The following is a 14,656-nucleotide window of genomic DNA, read 5'->3' as shown; positions in this document are numbered from 1 at the left end:
TTACTGGCCTCCCTGCGGGCTTACCGAGAGCGAGGGCGGCGAAGATGCGCCGCGCGCGCGCTGGTTGATTTCGGGGAGCGGCAGGTAAGGGGTGACCCCGTCTGCTTCGATGATGGTCTTGTCAGTGCCACGCAGCACGGTTTCCATTGTCTCGTAATACAGGCGGCGACGCGTCACTTCGGGGGCGAGGCGATACTGCTCGTAAATTTCGTTGAACTGCGCCGCGTCACCCTGTGCCTGGGCAAGCAATTGCTGCTCATACCGGCGCGCCTGGTTAAGCAGCTGCTCACGGTTTTGGCGGGCGGCAAGCACGTCGTTAAAGGCTTCGATCACCTGCTCGGGCGCTTCCGTCCGGTTGATGTCGACACCATCGACTTCGATGCCCGCGCCGTAGCTATCGAGCAAGGCCTGCATACGCTGGCGCACGCGAAGCTGTGCCTGAGCGCGTCCTTCACCCGACAGGATATTATCGAGCGTGGTTTCCGCGACCGCCGCACGCATGGCCGATTCGGCTGCTTCGCGCAGCGTGTCTTCGGGATCTTCCAGCTCGAAACGATACTGCACCAGATCGCGCACGCGCCAGCGCACGAGGTAGGACAGGTCGACCAGGTTCTGGTCACCCGTCAGGATCAGATTCTCTCCGCCGCCATCGCCGATGGTGAGGCGACGAATTTCGTCGGTATTCTCGATATTCACCGTCTGGATTGGCCAGGGGGCGGTAAAATTCAGACCATCGACGAGATCGCCCGAATATTTGCCCCCGAACCACATTTTGTAGCCCTTTTCTGAAGGGTCTACGATGTGCAACGATGTTGCGAGGAACCAGACGCCAACGATCGCGACGAGCGCAACCGGAAACCAGCTCTTGCCGCCGGGCCGCTGCGGGATGCGGAAAGTCGGGCCTCCGCCTCCACCGCCGCCACGGCGTGGGCCTTCGGGGCCGCGGTTCTTGAAAATGTCTTCGATATTGGGGCCACGGCGACCGCCGTCACCCTTGCCACCGCCGCCGCCGGGGAGCCACGGGTTGCGCGGACCGTCCGGTCCGCCGCCACCATTGCTGCCGGAAGGCGCATCGCCATCGCCGGAGTCGCCTCCATCCGATCCGCTGCCGCCGCCGGAGGACTTGCCCCAGGGGTTGCGTTTCCCGGCCATAGCCAGGCCAATTCTCTCGATAAAACCGCCCAATCGTTCCATACACTCTTCTATAGGTAGCTGTTTCGCAAAAAACAGGGGGGAACGCGCAGCAAAATTGCTGACCGCACCAATTCAAGCCGCTAGCAAGGCCTGAGATGAGTATTGATGAGACAATTCGCGCCGCCATTCCAGCCGAACTTTCGGGCATGGTCCGTTCGGCCAAGCTGCGGGATGAGGTGGCGACGCTGGTGGTCGATGCCGGTGGCCTTGGCCGCTCTGCCGCAGCGCAGTTGCAGCGCGAGCTGGAAGAGGCGGTGGGCGCGCTCGATCAGGTGAACGAGGTGCGCGTGGCGCTGATGGCGGACAGGAAAGAGCGGCAGATCATCGCCGTCGGTTCGGGCAAGGGCGGGGTCGGCAAAAGCACGCTGACGGCCAATCTTGCCGTTGCGCTTGCGGGCATGGGTCATAAGGTCGGCGTGGTCGATGCGGATATCTACGGCCCCTCGCAGGCGACTCTGCTGGCCGACGCGCCGAGCAAGCTGCGCGCCGAGGGCGAAAAGCTGATCCCGCATGACAGCGATTTTGGCGTCAAATTCGTTTCGATGGGCCAGCTGGTCGAAGCGGGCAAGGCGATTGCCTTGCGCGGCCCGATGGTCGGGCAGGCGCTCAGCCAGCTGATGGATGCCGATTGGGGCGATACCGATGTGCTGCTGGTCGACCTGCCACCCGGCACCGGCGACGTGCAGCTGACCATGCTGCAGAAATTCAAGCCGAGCGCCGCCGTGGTCGTCTCCACGCCGCAGGATCTCGCACTTATCGATGCGAAGCGCGCGCTCGACCTGTTCAGGCAGGCGCAGGTGCCGATTGCCGGAATTGTCGAGAACATGGCGGGATATATGTGCCCGTCCTGCGGCGATATCAGCGATCCGTTCGGTCAGGGCGGAGCTGAAGCTGCGGCGAAGGAATTGGGCCTGCCTTTCCTCGGCCGCATACCTCTCGCAATGGAAATTCGCGAAAAGAGCGATGCGGGCACGCCTCCCGCTGCCGCTGCAGACAGCGATATGGGCAAGCCTTTCATCGGCATCGCCGCGCAGCTGCATCAGGCGCTGGAGAAGGTGGGATGAAAGTCACCAGGCGCGGCCTCCTGACAGGCGCTGCCGTTGGCGGCGGATTGCTGGTCGCGTGGAACTTCCTGCCGCGCGAATTCGAGACGCCGCTGTCCCCCGGGCCGGAAGAAATCGCTTACGATGCATGGCTGAAAATTGCCTCCGATGGCGTTGTCACTGTTGCCGTACCGCAATTGGAAATGGGGCAGGGCGTCACCACCCTTTTACCGCAGATTGTCGCGATGGAGCTTGGCGCGGATTGGCGGCAGGTCGCGGTGGAGCCTGCGCCCGTCAGCGGCGCTTATGCTAATCTCCCTCTCGCGGTAGAATGGGCTCCGCTGTGGAAGCCGGTCATCCCCGCGCTGGCGGATGACGCAGACGATGCACTGCTCGAACGCTGGGCGAGCGAGAACAAGTTCAACGTCACCGCCAAGGGCACATCGCTTGCCGCCTATGAAATGGCGTGTCGCAATGCCGGAGCCTCGGCGCGCGCTATGTTGGCGAAAGCGGCGGCAGAGCGCTGGGATGTGCCGTGGGAGCAATGCCGCGCGGAGAACGGCTTTATCTATCACGAAGGCAATCGCGCGAGCTTTGCCGAGCTGGCGCTAGAATCGGCGGGCTTCTCTGCCCCCGACCCTCCGCCATTGCTGCCCGAAGAGCCGGCAGAGCGCGCTCCACCTAGCGAGATGGAAGGTGAGCGCGTCCTCGACTGGCCGCGGCTCGATCTGCCGTCCAAAGTCGATGGCAGCTATGTGTTCGCAGGTGATGTGCGCCTGCCGGATATGGTGTTCGCAGCGATCCGGCACGGGCCGCTCAACCAATCGCAACTGGGCACGTTCGACGAAACGTTCGCGTCAGGCCAGCGCGGGCTGATCCAGCTGGTGCGCGGAAAACGCTGGCTGGCGGCGATTGCCGAAAACTGGTGGGCCGCCGAAGAGGCGCTGCGCCGCATCGCGCCGCGCTTCGTGGTCGAACGCCCGGTGGACAGCAATGAAATTGTCGAGACCTTGGATGCCGCCGTGCGGCGCGGTGTTCCTACCACGATAGAACTCCGCGGTGCAGGCGATGACAATTATGCGCCCGATGAAGCGCGCCGATATGATGTCGCACCCGGTGTCCACGCCACCATCGAAACCACCACCGCGACTGCGCGGCTGAGCGATGGCTTGCTGGAACTGTGGATGGCGGCGCAAGCACCCGAAGCCGCACGGCAGGCGGCGGCGAAGGCAATCGGCCTCTCGGCTTCCGACGTTGTGCTTTATCCCGTTGCGGCAGGCGGCAGTTTTGATCGGCGGCTGGATAATCAGGCGGCGGTCGAAGTGGCTCTGCTGGCACGCGAGGCGGGACGGCCTGTCCAGCTCACCTGGTCGCGCTGGCAGGAGCATGCCGCCTCCTATCCGCGCCCACCGGTTGCCGCACTGGTCGGCGCGGAATTGCGCGAGGAAGGCTCGATCAGCCAGCTGCGCGCCCGGATCGCCGCGCCTTCGACCATGCGCGAATTCGGCGAGCGCCTGTTTGAAAATACCGTGAGCTGGGCGGCGATTGAAGCGGTGGCGGGAGAGGCTGATCCTCTCGCTGTCGAAGGCTTTGCGCAAAGCTACGCCATTCCGGACATGGTGGTGCAGCACATTCCCGTGTCGCTCGATCTGCCGACGGCACCCATGCGCGGCGGGGCGCATGGCTATACGTGCTTCTTCCGCGAAAGTTTTATCGACGAGATCGCGCAGGAGTATGAGCGGGAGCCGCTGTCCTATCGCATCGCAATGCTGGGGCAGGATGCGCCCATGGTCGATCTGCTGCAGCGCGCCGGGCGGCTGGCGGCATGGGATGGCGGAACGCGCGGCAGCGGGCAGGGGCTCGCCTGCCACCGCATGCAATTGGGCGAAGCGACGGGCCGCATCGCTCTCGTGGCGCAGGCCAGTGCGGGTGAAGGCGGCGTGCGGGTGCGCCATCTTTATGCAGCGGTCGATATCGGCCGCGTCGTCAATCGTGACATTGCGCTCCAGCAGATCGAGGGCGGATTGGTCTTCGGCCTTGCGCAGGCGCTGGGCGGCGCGACCGAATATGCCGACGGCTTGCCGACGCACCAGCGGCTCGCCGCACTTGGTTTGCCGACGCTGGAGGATTGCCCGCAGATCACGGTGGAACTGCTGGACAGCGATGCTGCGCCTTTCGATCCGGGCGAGATCGGCGTGCCGCCCGTCGCCCCGGCCGTCGCCAATGCCTTCTTCAGCGCCACGGGCCTGCGCCTACGACGCCTGCCATTGCTATCCGCATTTGCATGAGGCCTGCGATTACCGACATTGGGGCGAGTTTCCTTTCGGCCTCAGCTAGGGCATGGGTCACGGAACATCGGGGCGCGGTATGCGTCCAATCCATTCGGCACCGGTTTTGCCGGCGCCTGGCAGGAAGTTTGTAATGACAGAGCCGTTTTCCGGCCTCCCCCAGCACTTACCCGCTGACCATCCGCCAGTGAAAAGCGGCAAGGTCGGAGTGCTGCTCGTCAATCTCGGCACACCCGATGCGCCGGAGACGGGGCCGGTGCGGCGCTATCTGGCGGAATTCCTGTCGGACAAGCGCGTCATCGAAATTCCGTCGTTGATCTGGCAGCCAATCTTGCGCGGTATCATTCTCAACACGCGGCCCAAGAAAAGCGCGGCGGCTTACAAGAAGGTGTGGTGGGATCGCGGTTCGCCGCTGGCAGTGATTACCGAAGATCAGGCGACCGGTTTGCAGGCGCGGCTGGGCGAGACTGTGATGGTCGACTGGGCGATGCGATATGGCGAGCCCGCCATCGCGCCGCAGCTCGATAAACTCAAAGAGGCGGGCTGCGATCGCATCCTGCTGGCGCCAATGTATCCGCAATATTCGGGCGCGACCTCGGCTACCGTCGTCGACAAGGTCAACGACTGGCTGCGCGAGCAACGCTGGCAGCCGGCGATGCGCACGGTGCCGCCCTATCACGACGATCCGACCTACATCCGCGCGCTGGCGAAGGATATCGGCACGCAGCTCGATGCACTCGATTTCACACCTGAGGTCTTGCTGATGAGCTTCCACGGCATGCCGCTGCGCACGCTGACCGAGGGCGATCCATATCACTGCCACTGCCAGAAGACATCGCGCCTGCTGCAGGCGGAACTGAACCGCCCGGACATCCGCATGGTGACGACATTCCAGAGCCGCTTCGGCCCTGCCAAATGGCTCGAACCCGCGACCGATGACACGATCATCGCAGAGGCAGAAGCGGGTACCAAACGCATGGCGATCGCCGCGCCGGGCTTCTCCGCCGATTGCCTCGAAACGCTGGAAGAACTCGGAATGGAAGGCCGCGATGAATTCATCGAAGCAGGCGGCGAACAATTCGCGCGTCTGGAATGCCTCAATGCCCGCACCAACGGCATGGACATGATCGAGGCGGTTATTCGCCGTGAATTGGCGGGCTGGGTTTAAGCTCTAAAAATCGATCGCAATGCCCTTGTGGACCCAATCGCCGTAGCGGGTGGGGCTGAGCTTTTCGTCGACTTCGCCCTTTTCGGGCTCGGGCGGCGGTTCGCTTGTCCAGTGGGCGGGCTTTGTGAAGTTTTCGGGGCGTTTGGTTGCGCGTTTCATAGCCTCTGCAACATGGGCGCTCTGGCGCTGATGCGCAACTGGGCCTAGGGGCACCCCTATGAACACCATTCCGGGAAGCGGGGCGCGCAAGGCGGCGCTGAAAATGCTCGATGCCGTGCTGCGGCGCGGCGATACGATGGAGCAGGCGGGCGGCGCGGCGAACGGCTTGCCAAGCTTTGCCGATCGTGCGCTCGCGCGCGCGATTGCCGGCGAAGTGCTGCGCTGGCTCACCGATCTTGATGCGCTGATCGATAGCGCCACGAAAAAGCCGCTGCCCGATGACGCCAAGGCGCGGATGGTGCTGCGCATGATGCTCGCCCAATGGCTGCGGCTGGAGACACCGCCGCATGCGGTGATCGCGACGGCGCTACCTCTGCTCGCTGGCGGGCCAAAGCGTTTGGCGCATGGCGTCTTCGCCACGCTCACCCGGCAGGATGCGACATTGCCCGACGCGCCGACTTTGCCGGATGCGGTCGCACATCGCTGGGGCGACATGGCGGTAGAGATCGCCAAGGGTATCGCAGCTCCGCCACCGCTCGACCTGTCATTGCGCGGGGATCTGCCGGAGGGGCTGGAAGGCGAAAGCCTGCTTCCCGGACATGTCCGCCTGCCGCGTGGCACGGCTATCGAGAACCTGCCGGGCTTCGATGACGGCGCATGGTGGGTGCAGGATCTGGCCGCGTCGATCCCTGCGCGTCTACTCGGCGCTGGCGAGGGCAAGCGCGTGCTCGACCTGTGCGCGGCGCCCGGTGGCAAGACACTGCAACTGGCCGCTGCGGGATGGAAAGTGACTTCACTCGACAATTCCTCCCGCCGCCTCGAACGGCTGCGGCAGAACCTGGAGCGCACCGGCCTTTCCGCCGATATCGTGGAAGCCGATGCGATGGGGTGGCATCCGGATGAGCTCTACGACGCCATCCTGCTCGATGCGCCCTGCACGGCGACGGGTACCTGTCGCCGCAATCCGGACGTGATCCACCGCATCGGCCCGCGCCAGATCGAGGCGATGGCGCTGCTGCAATCGCAATTGCTGGAGCGCGCCGCCAATTGGTTGAAGCCGGGCGGGACGCTGGTCTACGCCACCTGCTCGCTCGAGCGCGAAGAGGGCGAGGATATCGCCGCGGCTTGCGATCTTACCACCGATCCGGTGCACGCCGAAGAACTTCCCCAAGGCATCACGCCAACAAGCGAAGGCTGGGTCCGCACCCATCCCGGGATGCTGGCTGAGGCGGGCGGGCTGGACGGGTTCTTCATCGCCCGGTTCATTGCGTAACCTCAGCCTGATGTAACCAATCGCGCTTTCCAGCGAATATTCCCCGCATAGCAATCCACTTTGCCGGGAGGCACCATGAAGAAGATTATTGCCCTGATTGTCACCCACATTGCCGCGCTTGGCGCAGGCTTTGCGCTGGGGGTTTATTTCTTGCCGATCCTGACTGCTCCGGATGCGCCTGCAGCCGAAGTGCTGGAGGAGCAGGTTGCTGCTGCTGAATACTCCGCCGAGCTGAATCGGGATCTTGCTGGCAGCGATGCCCTGCATTGGGGTGAAGGCACGATCAGCGTGTCCGAAAGCCGAATTGTCCATCAGGGCGAGCTGGCGCCGGGGCCGGACTATATGGTCTATCTGACTGACACTTTCGTGGAGGACGAAGCCGGGTTCGAAGCCATCAAAGCCGATGCCGTTCGCATCGGTTCGGTCAAGACCTTCGACGGCTTCCTGCTCGATGTTCCCGAAGGCGTGAATATCGAGGATTACACGACAGTGGTGGTCTGGTGTGAAGCCTTCGGTGAGTTCATCACCGCTGCCGAATATCGCTCGCTAGCAAGTTAACACCTTTCGAAAGAAGGAGGCTCGCCGCTCGTCCGACGGTGCGAGGACGGGCGCGCCTTTTTATCGGCCGAAGTACGCCGCTAGCTTGGTGTGGGCTTACTCTGATGTCACCGCATAGGGGCCGACGACCACGCCGGTGAACAATCCGGCGTAAACGGACGCCAGCGGTTCGACATCGATTGGGCCGCCCACCTCCTGCCAGTCATTCCCCGCCTGCTGTGCGCTGACATGCGCGGTCCCGCCATCGAAGCGGATGCGCAGGCCGACTGGACCGGCGGCGGAGAGTGTCAGACGCGCCATCTCTTCTCCTGCCTCCGGATCGCCCTCTTCGGATCGCCGCCTGACAACGACTGCGCGAGCATTCTCCGATCGCTCGATCGTGGCGGTAAGGAAATGGCCTTCATCCATGAAGGCGAGCAGGCCGGCGCGCTGTCCATTCTCTCCCGGTTCAAAGTCGATTTGCGTCTCGAATTGCGCGGCATGATGACGCAGGCGTCGCCCGGCGAAGGCCGGATTGCCGAAGGATGCCGCACCATCGGCAGCGGGCACAAGGTGAAACGCGCCCTCGGCCAGATGCGTTGACTGGACGGGCGATGGCGTGCGGATGGAAAGCCATTCGGGGCCAAGTTCGCGCGCATCGAAATCGTCTCGCCAATTGCGCCAGTCGGTGCCCGATCCGTCAGCCAGGTCCGGCTGGCGAGGGGTTGCCGGCACGGGCTCGCCCGGTTGTAGGAAATAGGGCCAGCCATCCTCCCACGTCACCGGTAGCAGGAAGGTTTCCCGGCCCATAAGCGTCGATTGTTCGGCGAACGGACGGGTGGCGAGGAACAGCCCCCACCAGCTGCCATCGTCAAGCTGCACGAAATCGGCATGGCCGGTCGCTTCCACCCGGTCCGGCCTGTCTGCCGGCATGTTTCTCTGGGTCAGGATCGGATTGAGTGGCCCGGGCACATAAGGCCCGGCCAGATCGCGCGAACGGTAGATCGTTTGCGAATGCTGGTCTGCCGTGCCGCCTTCTGCCGTCAGCAGATAGTACCATCCATCGACCTTGTAGATATGCGGGCCCTCTGCCCAGACCGGCTCTGCCGAAAGGTCCACCCCGCCATTCACCAGCAGCGTGCGCTCGGGCGCCATCTGCATCGTCTCGAGGTCGAGCTCCTGCAACCACAGGGCGCGGTGACCTTCGTATAGCGGTTCCCCCGGTGGGGCGTCATTGTACACGATCCACGCGCGATCCCCTTCGAAATAGAGTGACGGGTCTATGCCGCCGAAATCGAGCCATACCGGATCACTCCATGGCCCTGCAGGATCATCTGCCGTGATGACGAAATTGCTGCCGCAATCGATGCAGGTGTTGGCGATCCAGAAGCGCTCACCATCATGCGTAATCGCAGGGGCGAACAGGCCGCGATTTATGCCGAGGCCGGAGAAATCCACCTGTCCGGTTCGGTCGAATGCATTGCCGATCTGCCGCCAGTTCACGAGGTCGCGAGAATGGAAAATCGGCAGGCCGGGAAACCATGAGAATGTGGAAGTGACAGCGTAGAAATCATCGCCGACTTTCACCATGGACGGGTCTGGATGGAATCCGGGCAGCACCCGGTTGCGGAATGTGCCCGGCGGGGTCGCGGGCTCTTCCTCCTGTGCGCTGTATTCCAGATATGCAAAGCTGGCCGTAGGCGCCGGATCGGCCTGAGCGCTGGCAGGGGTGCAGAACAGGGCCACGCTGAGGGTGGCAAGGGCGGCTTTAGAGGTCAATCGGCATCTCCCGAGTGCGGTTATGGTAACGCTACCATAGGAGATGGGATTGGCAAGGTTTGGCGTACTGCCCGAGCCCTGACAGCATGGCTCGGGCAGTACGCAATGGTTAATTCAAGCGCGCTTGAGCAGTTTCGTGGAAGTTAAGATCCTCCCCGAACCGGGGAGGAAGCGGAACCTGTCCTATCCCTTCACCTTGTCGGCAAAGCTCTTGCGCAGCTTCATCAGCTTGGGCGGAATTACCGCCATGCAATAAGGGTTTCGCTGGCCTTCGCCTTCCCAATACTCCTGGTGGTAGTCCTCTGCCGGATACCATTCGCTGCTCTCGATCGTGGTGACGGCGCTCTGGCCTTCATGGCTTTCGTTCCAGCGGGCGATCGCGGCTTCGGCCTCGGCGCGCTGTTCGTCGGACAGGGGGAAGATGGCGCTGCGGTACTGCGTTCCCACGTCATTGCCCTGCCGGTTGAGCTGGCTGGGATCATGCGTGCCCATGAACATGTCGTAGATCTCCGGCAGAGTGACCTGCTCCGGATCGAAAGTCACTTTTACGCCCTCGGCATGGCCGGTGCTGCCGGTGCACACCTGCTTGTAGGTGGGGTTCGGAACATCGCCGCCGATATAGCCGCTTTCCACCGCTTCGACGCCGATCACATCCTTGAACACAGCCTCGGTGCACCAGAAGCATCCGCCGGCTACGATTACAGTCTCACTCATCATGGTCTCCTTTGCCGTGCTATGTGGGGACGAAGGCGGCGCTTGTCATCTGGCCAATGGACTGCCATCTCGCATCCACACAATCGTTGGGAGAATATGATGCGTTACACCCCTTTGTTTGCCGCTGCTGCAGCGCTTGCCATCGCCAGCCCCGCTGCCGCCCACAACCATGGTTCGCATGAGCATGGCGACCATCAGGCGAGCGAGAATGCGCTCAACCTGAACGACATCCTGTTGCACCCGCGACGGGCTGAAGACCGCGCGCGTGACGAGTATCGCAACCCGATCGAAACGCTTGAGTTTTTTGGAGTGGAGCCGACGATGCGGGTTGCTGAATACGGGCCAGGCGGCGGCTGGTATACGCGTATTCTTCTGCCTTATCTTGCGCCGCAGGGAGAGTACTTTGCAGTGCAGCGCCCGACCGGCACGGCCGAAGATGGCACCACCTGGCCGCAGCGCTTCTCGACCGCAGCAGCATCGGCTGGATGGGCTGAAGGTGCCATGATCGGCGCATTCGAAACCGATGCCGTGCCGGAAGATGCGGCCGGCACATTCGACCGCGTGCTGATCTTCCGCTCGCTCCACGGCCTGCTGGGCGGGAATGACGCGGACGCCGTGCTGCGTGGTGTGCGCACGATGCTGTCTGATGACGGCATGGTTGGCGTGGTCCAGCACCGCGCGCCGGAAGACGCTTCTTTCGAAGACGCCAACGGCTCGCGCGGCTACCTGCGTCAGAGCGATGTTGTCCGTCTGTTCGAGCTGCACGGCTTCGAGCTTGCAGGCACCAGCGAAGTGAATGCCAATCCGAACGATCCGGCGGATTGGGAAGGCGGCGTGTGGACGCTCCCGCCGACGCTGCGTTACGGCGATGAAGACCGCGCGCGCTACGAAGCCGTGGGTGAGAGCGACCGCATGACGCTGCTCTTCCGCAAGCGGGACTGACGCGCCTTGGCCACACTGTCCGTTGCAGCGCTCCAGCTTGCGCTGGGCTCCGACGATGAGAGCGAGAACATCGCCGCTGTCTCTGCGCAGGTAGAGGAAGCGGCACAGCAGGGCGCGCAGGTGATCCTGCCGCCCGAGCTATTTTCCGGCCCTTACTTCTGCCGCGAGGAGAAGGACGAGTTCTTCGCCCTCGCACGGCCCACGGCGGAGCATCCCTCGGTCGTGGCCATGCAGAAGCTTGCGAAGAGCCTTGGCGTGGCGATTCCCACCAGCTTCTTCGAGCGCGACGGGCATCACTATTACAACACGCTCGCGATGATCGGTCCCGATGGGGAGATTATGGGCACCTATCGCAAAAGCCACATCCCCGACGGGCCGGGCTATGAGGAGAAATTCTATTTCCGCCCCGGCAATGACGGGTTCAAAGTGTGGGATGTTTTCGGTGCGCGCATAGGCATCGGTATCTGCTGGGACCAGTGGTATCCCGAAACCGCGCGTGTGCTGGCGCTGAAAGGCGCTCAGGTTCTGTTCTATCCCACCGCCATCGGCTCCGAGCCGAAGGATGCGGAGATGGACACGAGCCGCATGTGGCGCCGCGCAATGATCGGCCATGCGGTGAGCAATTGCATGCCTGTCGTCGCCGCCAACCGCATCGGTCATGAAGGCGGCGATAGTGACGGCACGACCTTCTACGGCCACTCCTTCATCTGCGACGAATGGGGCGACATGCTGGCCGAATATGGCGCGGCGGAAAGCGGCGTGCTGACCGCCACGCTCGATCTCGACGCTGCGCGCCAGCACCGTGCGAGTTGGGGTTTCTTCCGCGATCGCCGCCCCCAGCTTTACGGGCGGATTGCGGAGGACATCTGATCGCGATGCGCAGGCTGCGAGACGATTTGGTGGGTGTGGCCAAGGCTGATCACACCTATGTGATCGCACTCGGCAGCAATCAGCGGCATCAGCTCTTCGGTAGGCCGCGAGAGATCGTTGCGATGGCGATGGAGCTGCTCGATGGGACGGCGGGCACGGTCACCGCATGCTCTCACATCGTCGACAGTGACCCCGTCGGGCCGAGTCAGCGCCGTTTCGCCAATGCCGCGCTGTTGCTGGAGACGCGGCTCAATCCGCTTAGCCTGCTCGCCGTCCTGCATGAAGCGGAAGCGGCGCTGGGTCGTCAGCGCAGAGGGCAGCGCTGGCAGACGCGGGTGCTCGACCTCGACATTGTGCTGTGGAGTGGGGGGATCGTTGCGACCCACGACCTGATCATCCCCCATCCGCTGTTCCGCGAGCGAGACTTCGTTCTCGGACCCGCGGCTGAGATCGCGCCCGACTGGCGCGATCCGCTGAGCGGGTTCACCCTGCGCCAATTGGCGGCCCGACGGGGCTAGTGTCAGTCGAGGATAGACGGCGCGCCGCTCACCACGAAGGCCTGACCGATCTCGACGACCTGTTCTTCGAGACCGAATTGTAGCGCCACAATCCCATCACGGCTGATGGCCCTGTCTGCCGTCGTGGTGACTTCATAAAAGTCCCATCCGGCGCCGATCTCGACAACCTGATCGCCAAAACCGCCGTAGGGTGGGCGATCGATCTGGAAGCGGACATTGACGCGGCCAAGCCCGTCGGATGCTTCGCTGCTGATCGTCCGCGCGAAAAACCCGATAGTCACTGTGTCGCGCGCACGGATGCGGCCGAGCAGGGGGATGCTCACCCCGCCATCATAGGCATTCGCTGTTTCACCAATGGCAATGCGCAGAGCGGCGCCGCCACCGGGATATGTCTCATCCACTATAAGCTCGCGGCCCAGGCCGTAATGCGCCCAATTGAGATCGGTCGGATCATTGAGCAGTCCGCCGGTGAGAACATCATCGATCGCGGAGAGGTGGTCGGGCAGGCCGGGAGTATTGCGCGGCTCGATATCCTGCGCGGTGGCAGGGGCAGTGCTCGCCAGAAGAGCGGCGGCAAGTGGCAGTGTCAGGCGAAACATGTCGATTCCCTTGCTGGAGAAATTGAGAACGTTCACCTATCAACGATCGGGCTTGCTGCAAACTGAATGCAAACCGGTGGAAAGCTTGCCGAAACGCGCATTAGCCGCAGCGAATTGACCAAGCGGCTTGACCCGCCCGCCACCTGCCCCTAGTTGCAGCGCCCGTGGTCGGGCCGTTAGCTCAGTCGGTAGAGCAACTGACTTTTAATCAGTAGGTCGCTGGTTCGAACCCAGCACGGCTCACCACCTTTTCTCCGATATCTCTGACATCAGCTGATTGCGCCCCTATTCGCGGGCGGCAATGCCTGTGAACAGCGGTTCGAAGAAAGCCGTCGCGGTTGCCGAGTGCGGCCCGGGCGTTGCCTTGCGAATACCGAAGGACTCCAGCCGCTGCGGGGTTGCCGCGTGAATGGCGCCGAGAATAATCTCGCCAATCGCTTCCGCCTCAAGCTGCCGGACGCTGCCATCTGCCATCCCCGTGGCGACAAGCTCATCGAAATTCGCCCGGATGCGGGCGAGCCTTGCATTGGCGGCGCGGCGTTCGGTGGTGGAGAGTGCATGCAGCATCGGCAGGCGCAGAAGCGGGTCGAGATCGGTGACGTGGCCCTGGTAAATCGTCGCAGCGATTTGGAACAGGGCCTCGCCCGCCGGGCCGCGCTTGCCATATTGCTCGAAAGCTTTCTCGATCTGTGAAAGCGACCGGTCGACGCAGCCGCGCAGCAGCGTGTCCTTGTCATCGATGTAATAATAAAACGATCCGCGGCTCACACCCAGGTCTGCCGCGACATCGCTCAGCGAAACACTGGTGTAGCCCTTGCGGTTCAGATGCCGCGTCCCAGCGCGCAGGAATGCATCCACTTTCACCTTGTTGCGCGCCTCCCGATCGAACAGGAAGTCCGGATTCTCCATCGCGCTGCTGCCCAGATAGGATTGGTGCGGCATGTCCGGATTGCTGAGCACTCCGTACAAAATAAGATCGACCAGCGCGTCCACCGCTTCGCCATGCGTGGATGGCGGGATTTGCCCGAGCCAGGTGGCCAGCCAGTGCGCGGAATTGAGGAGGAAGAACAACGTCGCTTCCACCGATGTTACCGCAATGCTGCCATCCTCCACGCCCTGCTCGACGAAAGTGCCAAGCTCGTTCGCGACGGCTTCCATGCGCGATGTGATCGCCATTCGATCGGCATCGGAGAGGCCTGCCAAGTCGCTGATCGTGGCGAACGGCGCGCGCGATCCGAGAGCTATTTCGCTAGCGGCTTCGGCGTAGAGGCGCAGCCATTTGGTGACCTTGTCAAGGCCGCTATTCTCCTTCGCTGCCGTGGCAATGATCTGCTCGGCGAAGACGAGGTTCGCGCCATAGGCTTCGGCAAGCAGCACTTCCTTCGATTTGAAGTGATAGCTGATGCTGGTCTTAGCGGTGTCGAGCCGCTGCGCCACATCTTCCAGCCGCGTATCGAAATAGCCCTGCTGGTTGAACAGGCGCACCGCTTCGCTCAGGATAAGGCCCCGTTTTTCATCGCGTGATGCGCTGGATAATCGCACCCCGGCAGGGCTTCCCACAGTCTGTTCTCC

At 63.0% G+C, this 14,656-nt stretch carries 14 protein-coding genes and 1 tRNA gene; 9 read left to right on the top strand and 6 right to left on the bottom strand.

Annotation, left to right across the window (positions count from 1 at the left end; genetic code table 11):
* Positions 1–1,152 carry a protease modulator HflK gene (gene hflK, locus O2N64_RS02880; protein ID WP_271078787.1) on the bottom strand — a complete coding sequence of 384 codons (1,152 nt, stop codon included), beginning with the start codon at positions 1,150–1,152 and terminating at the stop codon, positions 1–3.
* 137 nt (positions 1,153–1,289) lie between these two features.
* Between hflK and O2N64_RS02875 the strand changes: the two genes are divergently transcribed.
* From O2N64_RS02875 to hemH, 3 genes are all read left to right on the top strand, one after another.
* Positions 1,290–2,258, top strand: a complete 969-nt coding sequence (locus O2N64_RS02875) for an Mrp/NBP35 family ATP-binding protein (RefSeq protein WP_271078786.1) — start codon at positions 1,290–1,292, stop codon at positions 2,256–2,258.
* Positions 2,255–4,525 carry a molybdopterin cofactor-binding domain-containing protein gene (locus tag O2N64_RS02870; protein WP_271078785.1) on the top strand — a complete coding sequence of 757 codons (2,271 nt, stop codon included), beginning with the start codon at positions 2,255–2,257 and terminating at the stop codon, positions 4,523–4,525. The genes O2N64_RS02875 and O2N64_RS02870 overlap by 4 nt, the downstream gene beginning before the upstream one ends.
* A gap of 133 nt (positions 4,526–4,658) precedes the next feature.
* The gene (hemH, locus tag O2N64_RS02865) at positions 4,659–5,693 is read left to right on the top strand and encodes a ferrochelatase (protein ID WP_271078784.1); all 1,035 of its coding nucleotides are present in this window, start codon (positions 4,659–4,661) and stop codon (positions 5,691–5,693) included.
* A gap of 3 nt (positions 5,694–5,696) precedes the next feature.
* On the opposite strand, the gene O2N64_RS02860 is transcribed toward hemH, so the two are convergent.
* Positions 5,697–5,852: a DUF1674 domain-containing protein gene (locus O2N64_RS02860; RefSeq protein ID WP_271078783.1), complete on the bottom strand. Its 156-nt coding sequence runs from the start codon at positions 5,850–5,852 to the stop codon at positions 5,697–5,699.
* 58 nt (positions 5,853–5,910) lie between these two features.
* Here O2N64_RS02860 and O2N64_RS02855 point away from each other — a divergent pair, with 58 nt between their 5' ends.
* Together O2N64_RS02855 and O2N64_RS02850 are read left to right on the top strand one after the other, a co-directional pair.
* A complete protein-coding gene (locus tag O2N64_RS02855; RefSeq protein WP_271078782.1) occupies positions 5,911–7,125 on the top strand; it encodes an RsmB/NOP family class I SAM-dependent RNA methyltransferase in 1,215 nt (404 codons plus the stop codon).
* Between the two features lie 75 nt (positions 7,126–7,200).
* The gene (locus O2N64_RS02850) at positions 7,201–7,683 is read left to right on the top strand and encodes a DM13 domain-containing protein (RefSeq protein WP_271078781.1); all 483 of its coding nucleotides are present in this window, start codon (positions 7,201–7,203) and stop codon (positions 7,681–7,683) included.
* A 96-nt stretch (positions 7,684–7,779) separates the two neighbouring features.
* Here O2N64_RS02850 and O2N64_RS02845 read toward each other — a convergent pair whose 3' ends face one another.
* Positions 7,780–9,441 (bottom strand): glycoside hydrolase family 43 protein, encoded by a 1,662-nt coding sequence (locus O2N64_RS02845; RefSeq protein WP_271078780.1) that lies wholly within the window; start codon positions 9,439–9,441, stop codon positions 7,780–7,782.
* Between the two features lie 183 nt (positions 9,442–9,624).
* A complete protein-coding gene (gene msrA / locus O2N64_RS02840) occupies positions 9,625–10,158 on the bottom strand; it encodes a peptide-methionine (S)-S-oxide reductase MsrA (protein WP_271078779.1) in 534 nt (177 codons plus the stop codon).
* Between the two features lie 93 nt (positions 10,159–10,251).
* On the opposite strand from msrA, the gene O2N64_RS02835 reads away from it, so the two are divergent.
* The 3 genes from O2N64_RS02835 to folK are packed head-to-tail and all read left to right on the top strand — an operon-like array spanning position 10,252 to position 12,485.
* A complete protein-coding gene (locus O2N64_RS02835; protein WP_271078778.1) occupies positions 10,252–11,097 on the top strand; it encodes a class I SAM-dependent methyltransferase in 846 nt (281 codons plus the stop codon).
* A 6-nt stretch (positions 11,098–11,103) separates the two neighbouring features.
* Entirely contained in the window at positions 11,104–11,967 is an 864-nt protein-coding gene (aguB, locus tag O2N64_RS02830) for an N-carbamoylputrescine amidase (protein ID WP_271078777.1), read from the top strand.
* Between the two features lie 5 nt (positions 11,968–11,972).
* Entirely contained in the window at positions 11,973–12,485 is a 513-nt protein-coding gene (gene folK, locus O2N64_RS02825) for a 2-amino-4-hydroxy-6-hydroxymethyldihydropteridine diphosphokinase (protein ID WP_271078776.1), read from the top strand.
* Between the two features lie 2 nt (positions 12,486–12,487).
* On the opposite strand, the gene O2N64_RS02820 is transcribed toward folK, so the two are convergent.
* A complete protein-coding gene (locus tag O2N64_RS02820; protein WP_271078775.1) occupies positions 12,488–13,120 on the bottom strand; it encodes a hypothetical protein in 633 nt (210 codons plus the stop codon).
* 134 nt (positions 13,121–13,254) lie between these two features.
* Here O2N64_RS02820 and O2N64_RS02815 point away from each other — a divergent pair.
* Positions 13,255–13,330: transfer RNA gene (locus O2N64_RS02815), tRNA-Lys, on the top strand.
* A 39-nt stretch (positions 13,331–13,369) separates the two neighbouring features.
* Here O2N64_RS02815 and O2N64_RS02810 read toward each other — a convergent pair.
* The gene (locus O2N64_RS02810) at positions 13,370–14,644 is read right to left on the bottom strand and encodes a TetR/AcrR family transcriptional regulator (RefSeq protein WP_271078774.1); all 1,275 of its coding nucleotides are present in this window, start codon (positions 14,642–14,644) and stop codon (positions 13,370–13,372) included.
* Positions 14,645–14,656: the final 12 nt, after the last annotated feature.

The organism is Aurantiacibacter sp. MUD61 (assembly GCF_027912455.1).
Lineage (GTDB): Bacteria > Pseudomonadota > Alphaproteobacteria > Sphingomonadales > Sphingomonadaceae > Alteraurantiacibacter.
The sequence above is the reverse complement of the archived record's forward strand: the minus strand, read 5'-3'. Positions and strand labels throughout refer to the sequence as shown.

Coding starts and splice junctions, on each gene's coding strand:
- hflK (WP_271078787.1), bottom strand. CDS start 1,152: ATGGCCGGGAAACGCAACCCCTGGGGCAAGTCCTCCGGCGGCGGCAGC.
- O2N64_RS02875 (WP_271078786.1), top strand. CDS start 1,290: ATGAGTATTGATGAGACAATTCGCGCCGCCATTCCAGCCGAACTTTCG.
- O2N64_RS02870 (WP_271078785.1), top strand. CDS start 2,255: ATGAAAGTCACCAGGCGCGGCCTCCTGACAGGCGCTGCCGTTGGCGGC.
- hemH (WP_271078784.1), top strand. CDS start 4,659: ATGACAGAGCCGTTTTCCGGCCTCCCCCAGCACTTACCCGCTGACCAT.
- O2N64_RS02860 (WP_271078783.1), bottom strand. CDS start 5,852: ATGAAACGCGCAACCAAACGCCCCGAAAACTTCACAAAGCCCGCCCAC.
- O2N64_RS02855 (WP_271078782.1), top strand. CDS start 5,911: ATGAACACCATTCCGGGAAGCGGGGCGCGCAAGGCGGCGCTGAAAATG.
- O2N64_RS02850 (WP_271078781.1), top strand. CDS start 7,201: ATGAAGAAGATTATTGCCCTGATTGTCACCCACATTGCCGCGCTTGGC.
- msrA (WP_271078779.1), bottom strand. CDS start 10,158: ATGATGAGTGAGACTGTAATCGTAGCCGGCGGATGCTTCTGGTGCACC.
- O2N64_RS02835 (WP_271078778.1), top strand. CDS start 10,252: ATGATGCGTTACACCCCTTTGTTTGCCGCTGCTGCAGCGCTTGCCATC.
- folK (WP_271078776.1), top strand. CDS start 11,973: ATGCGCAGGCTGCGAGACGATTTGGTGGGTGTGGCCAAGGCTGATCAC.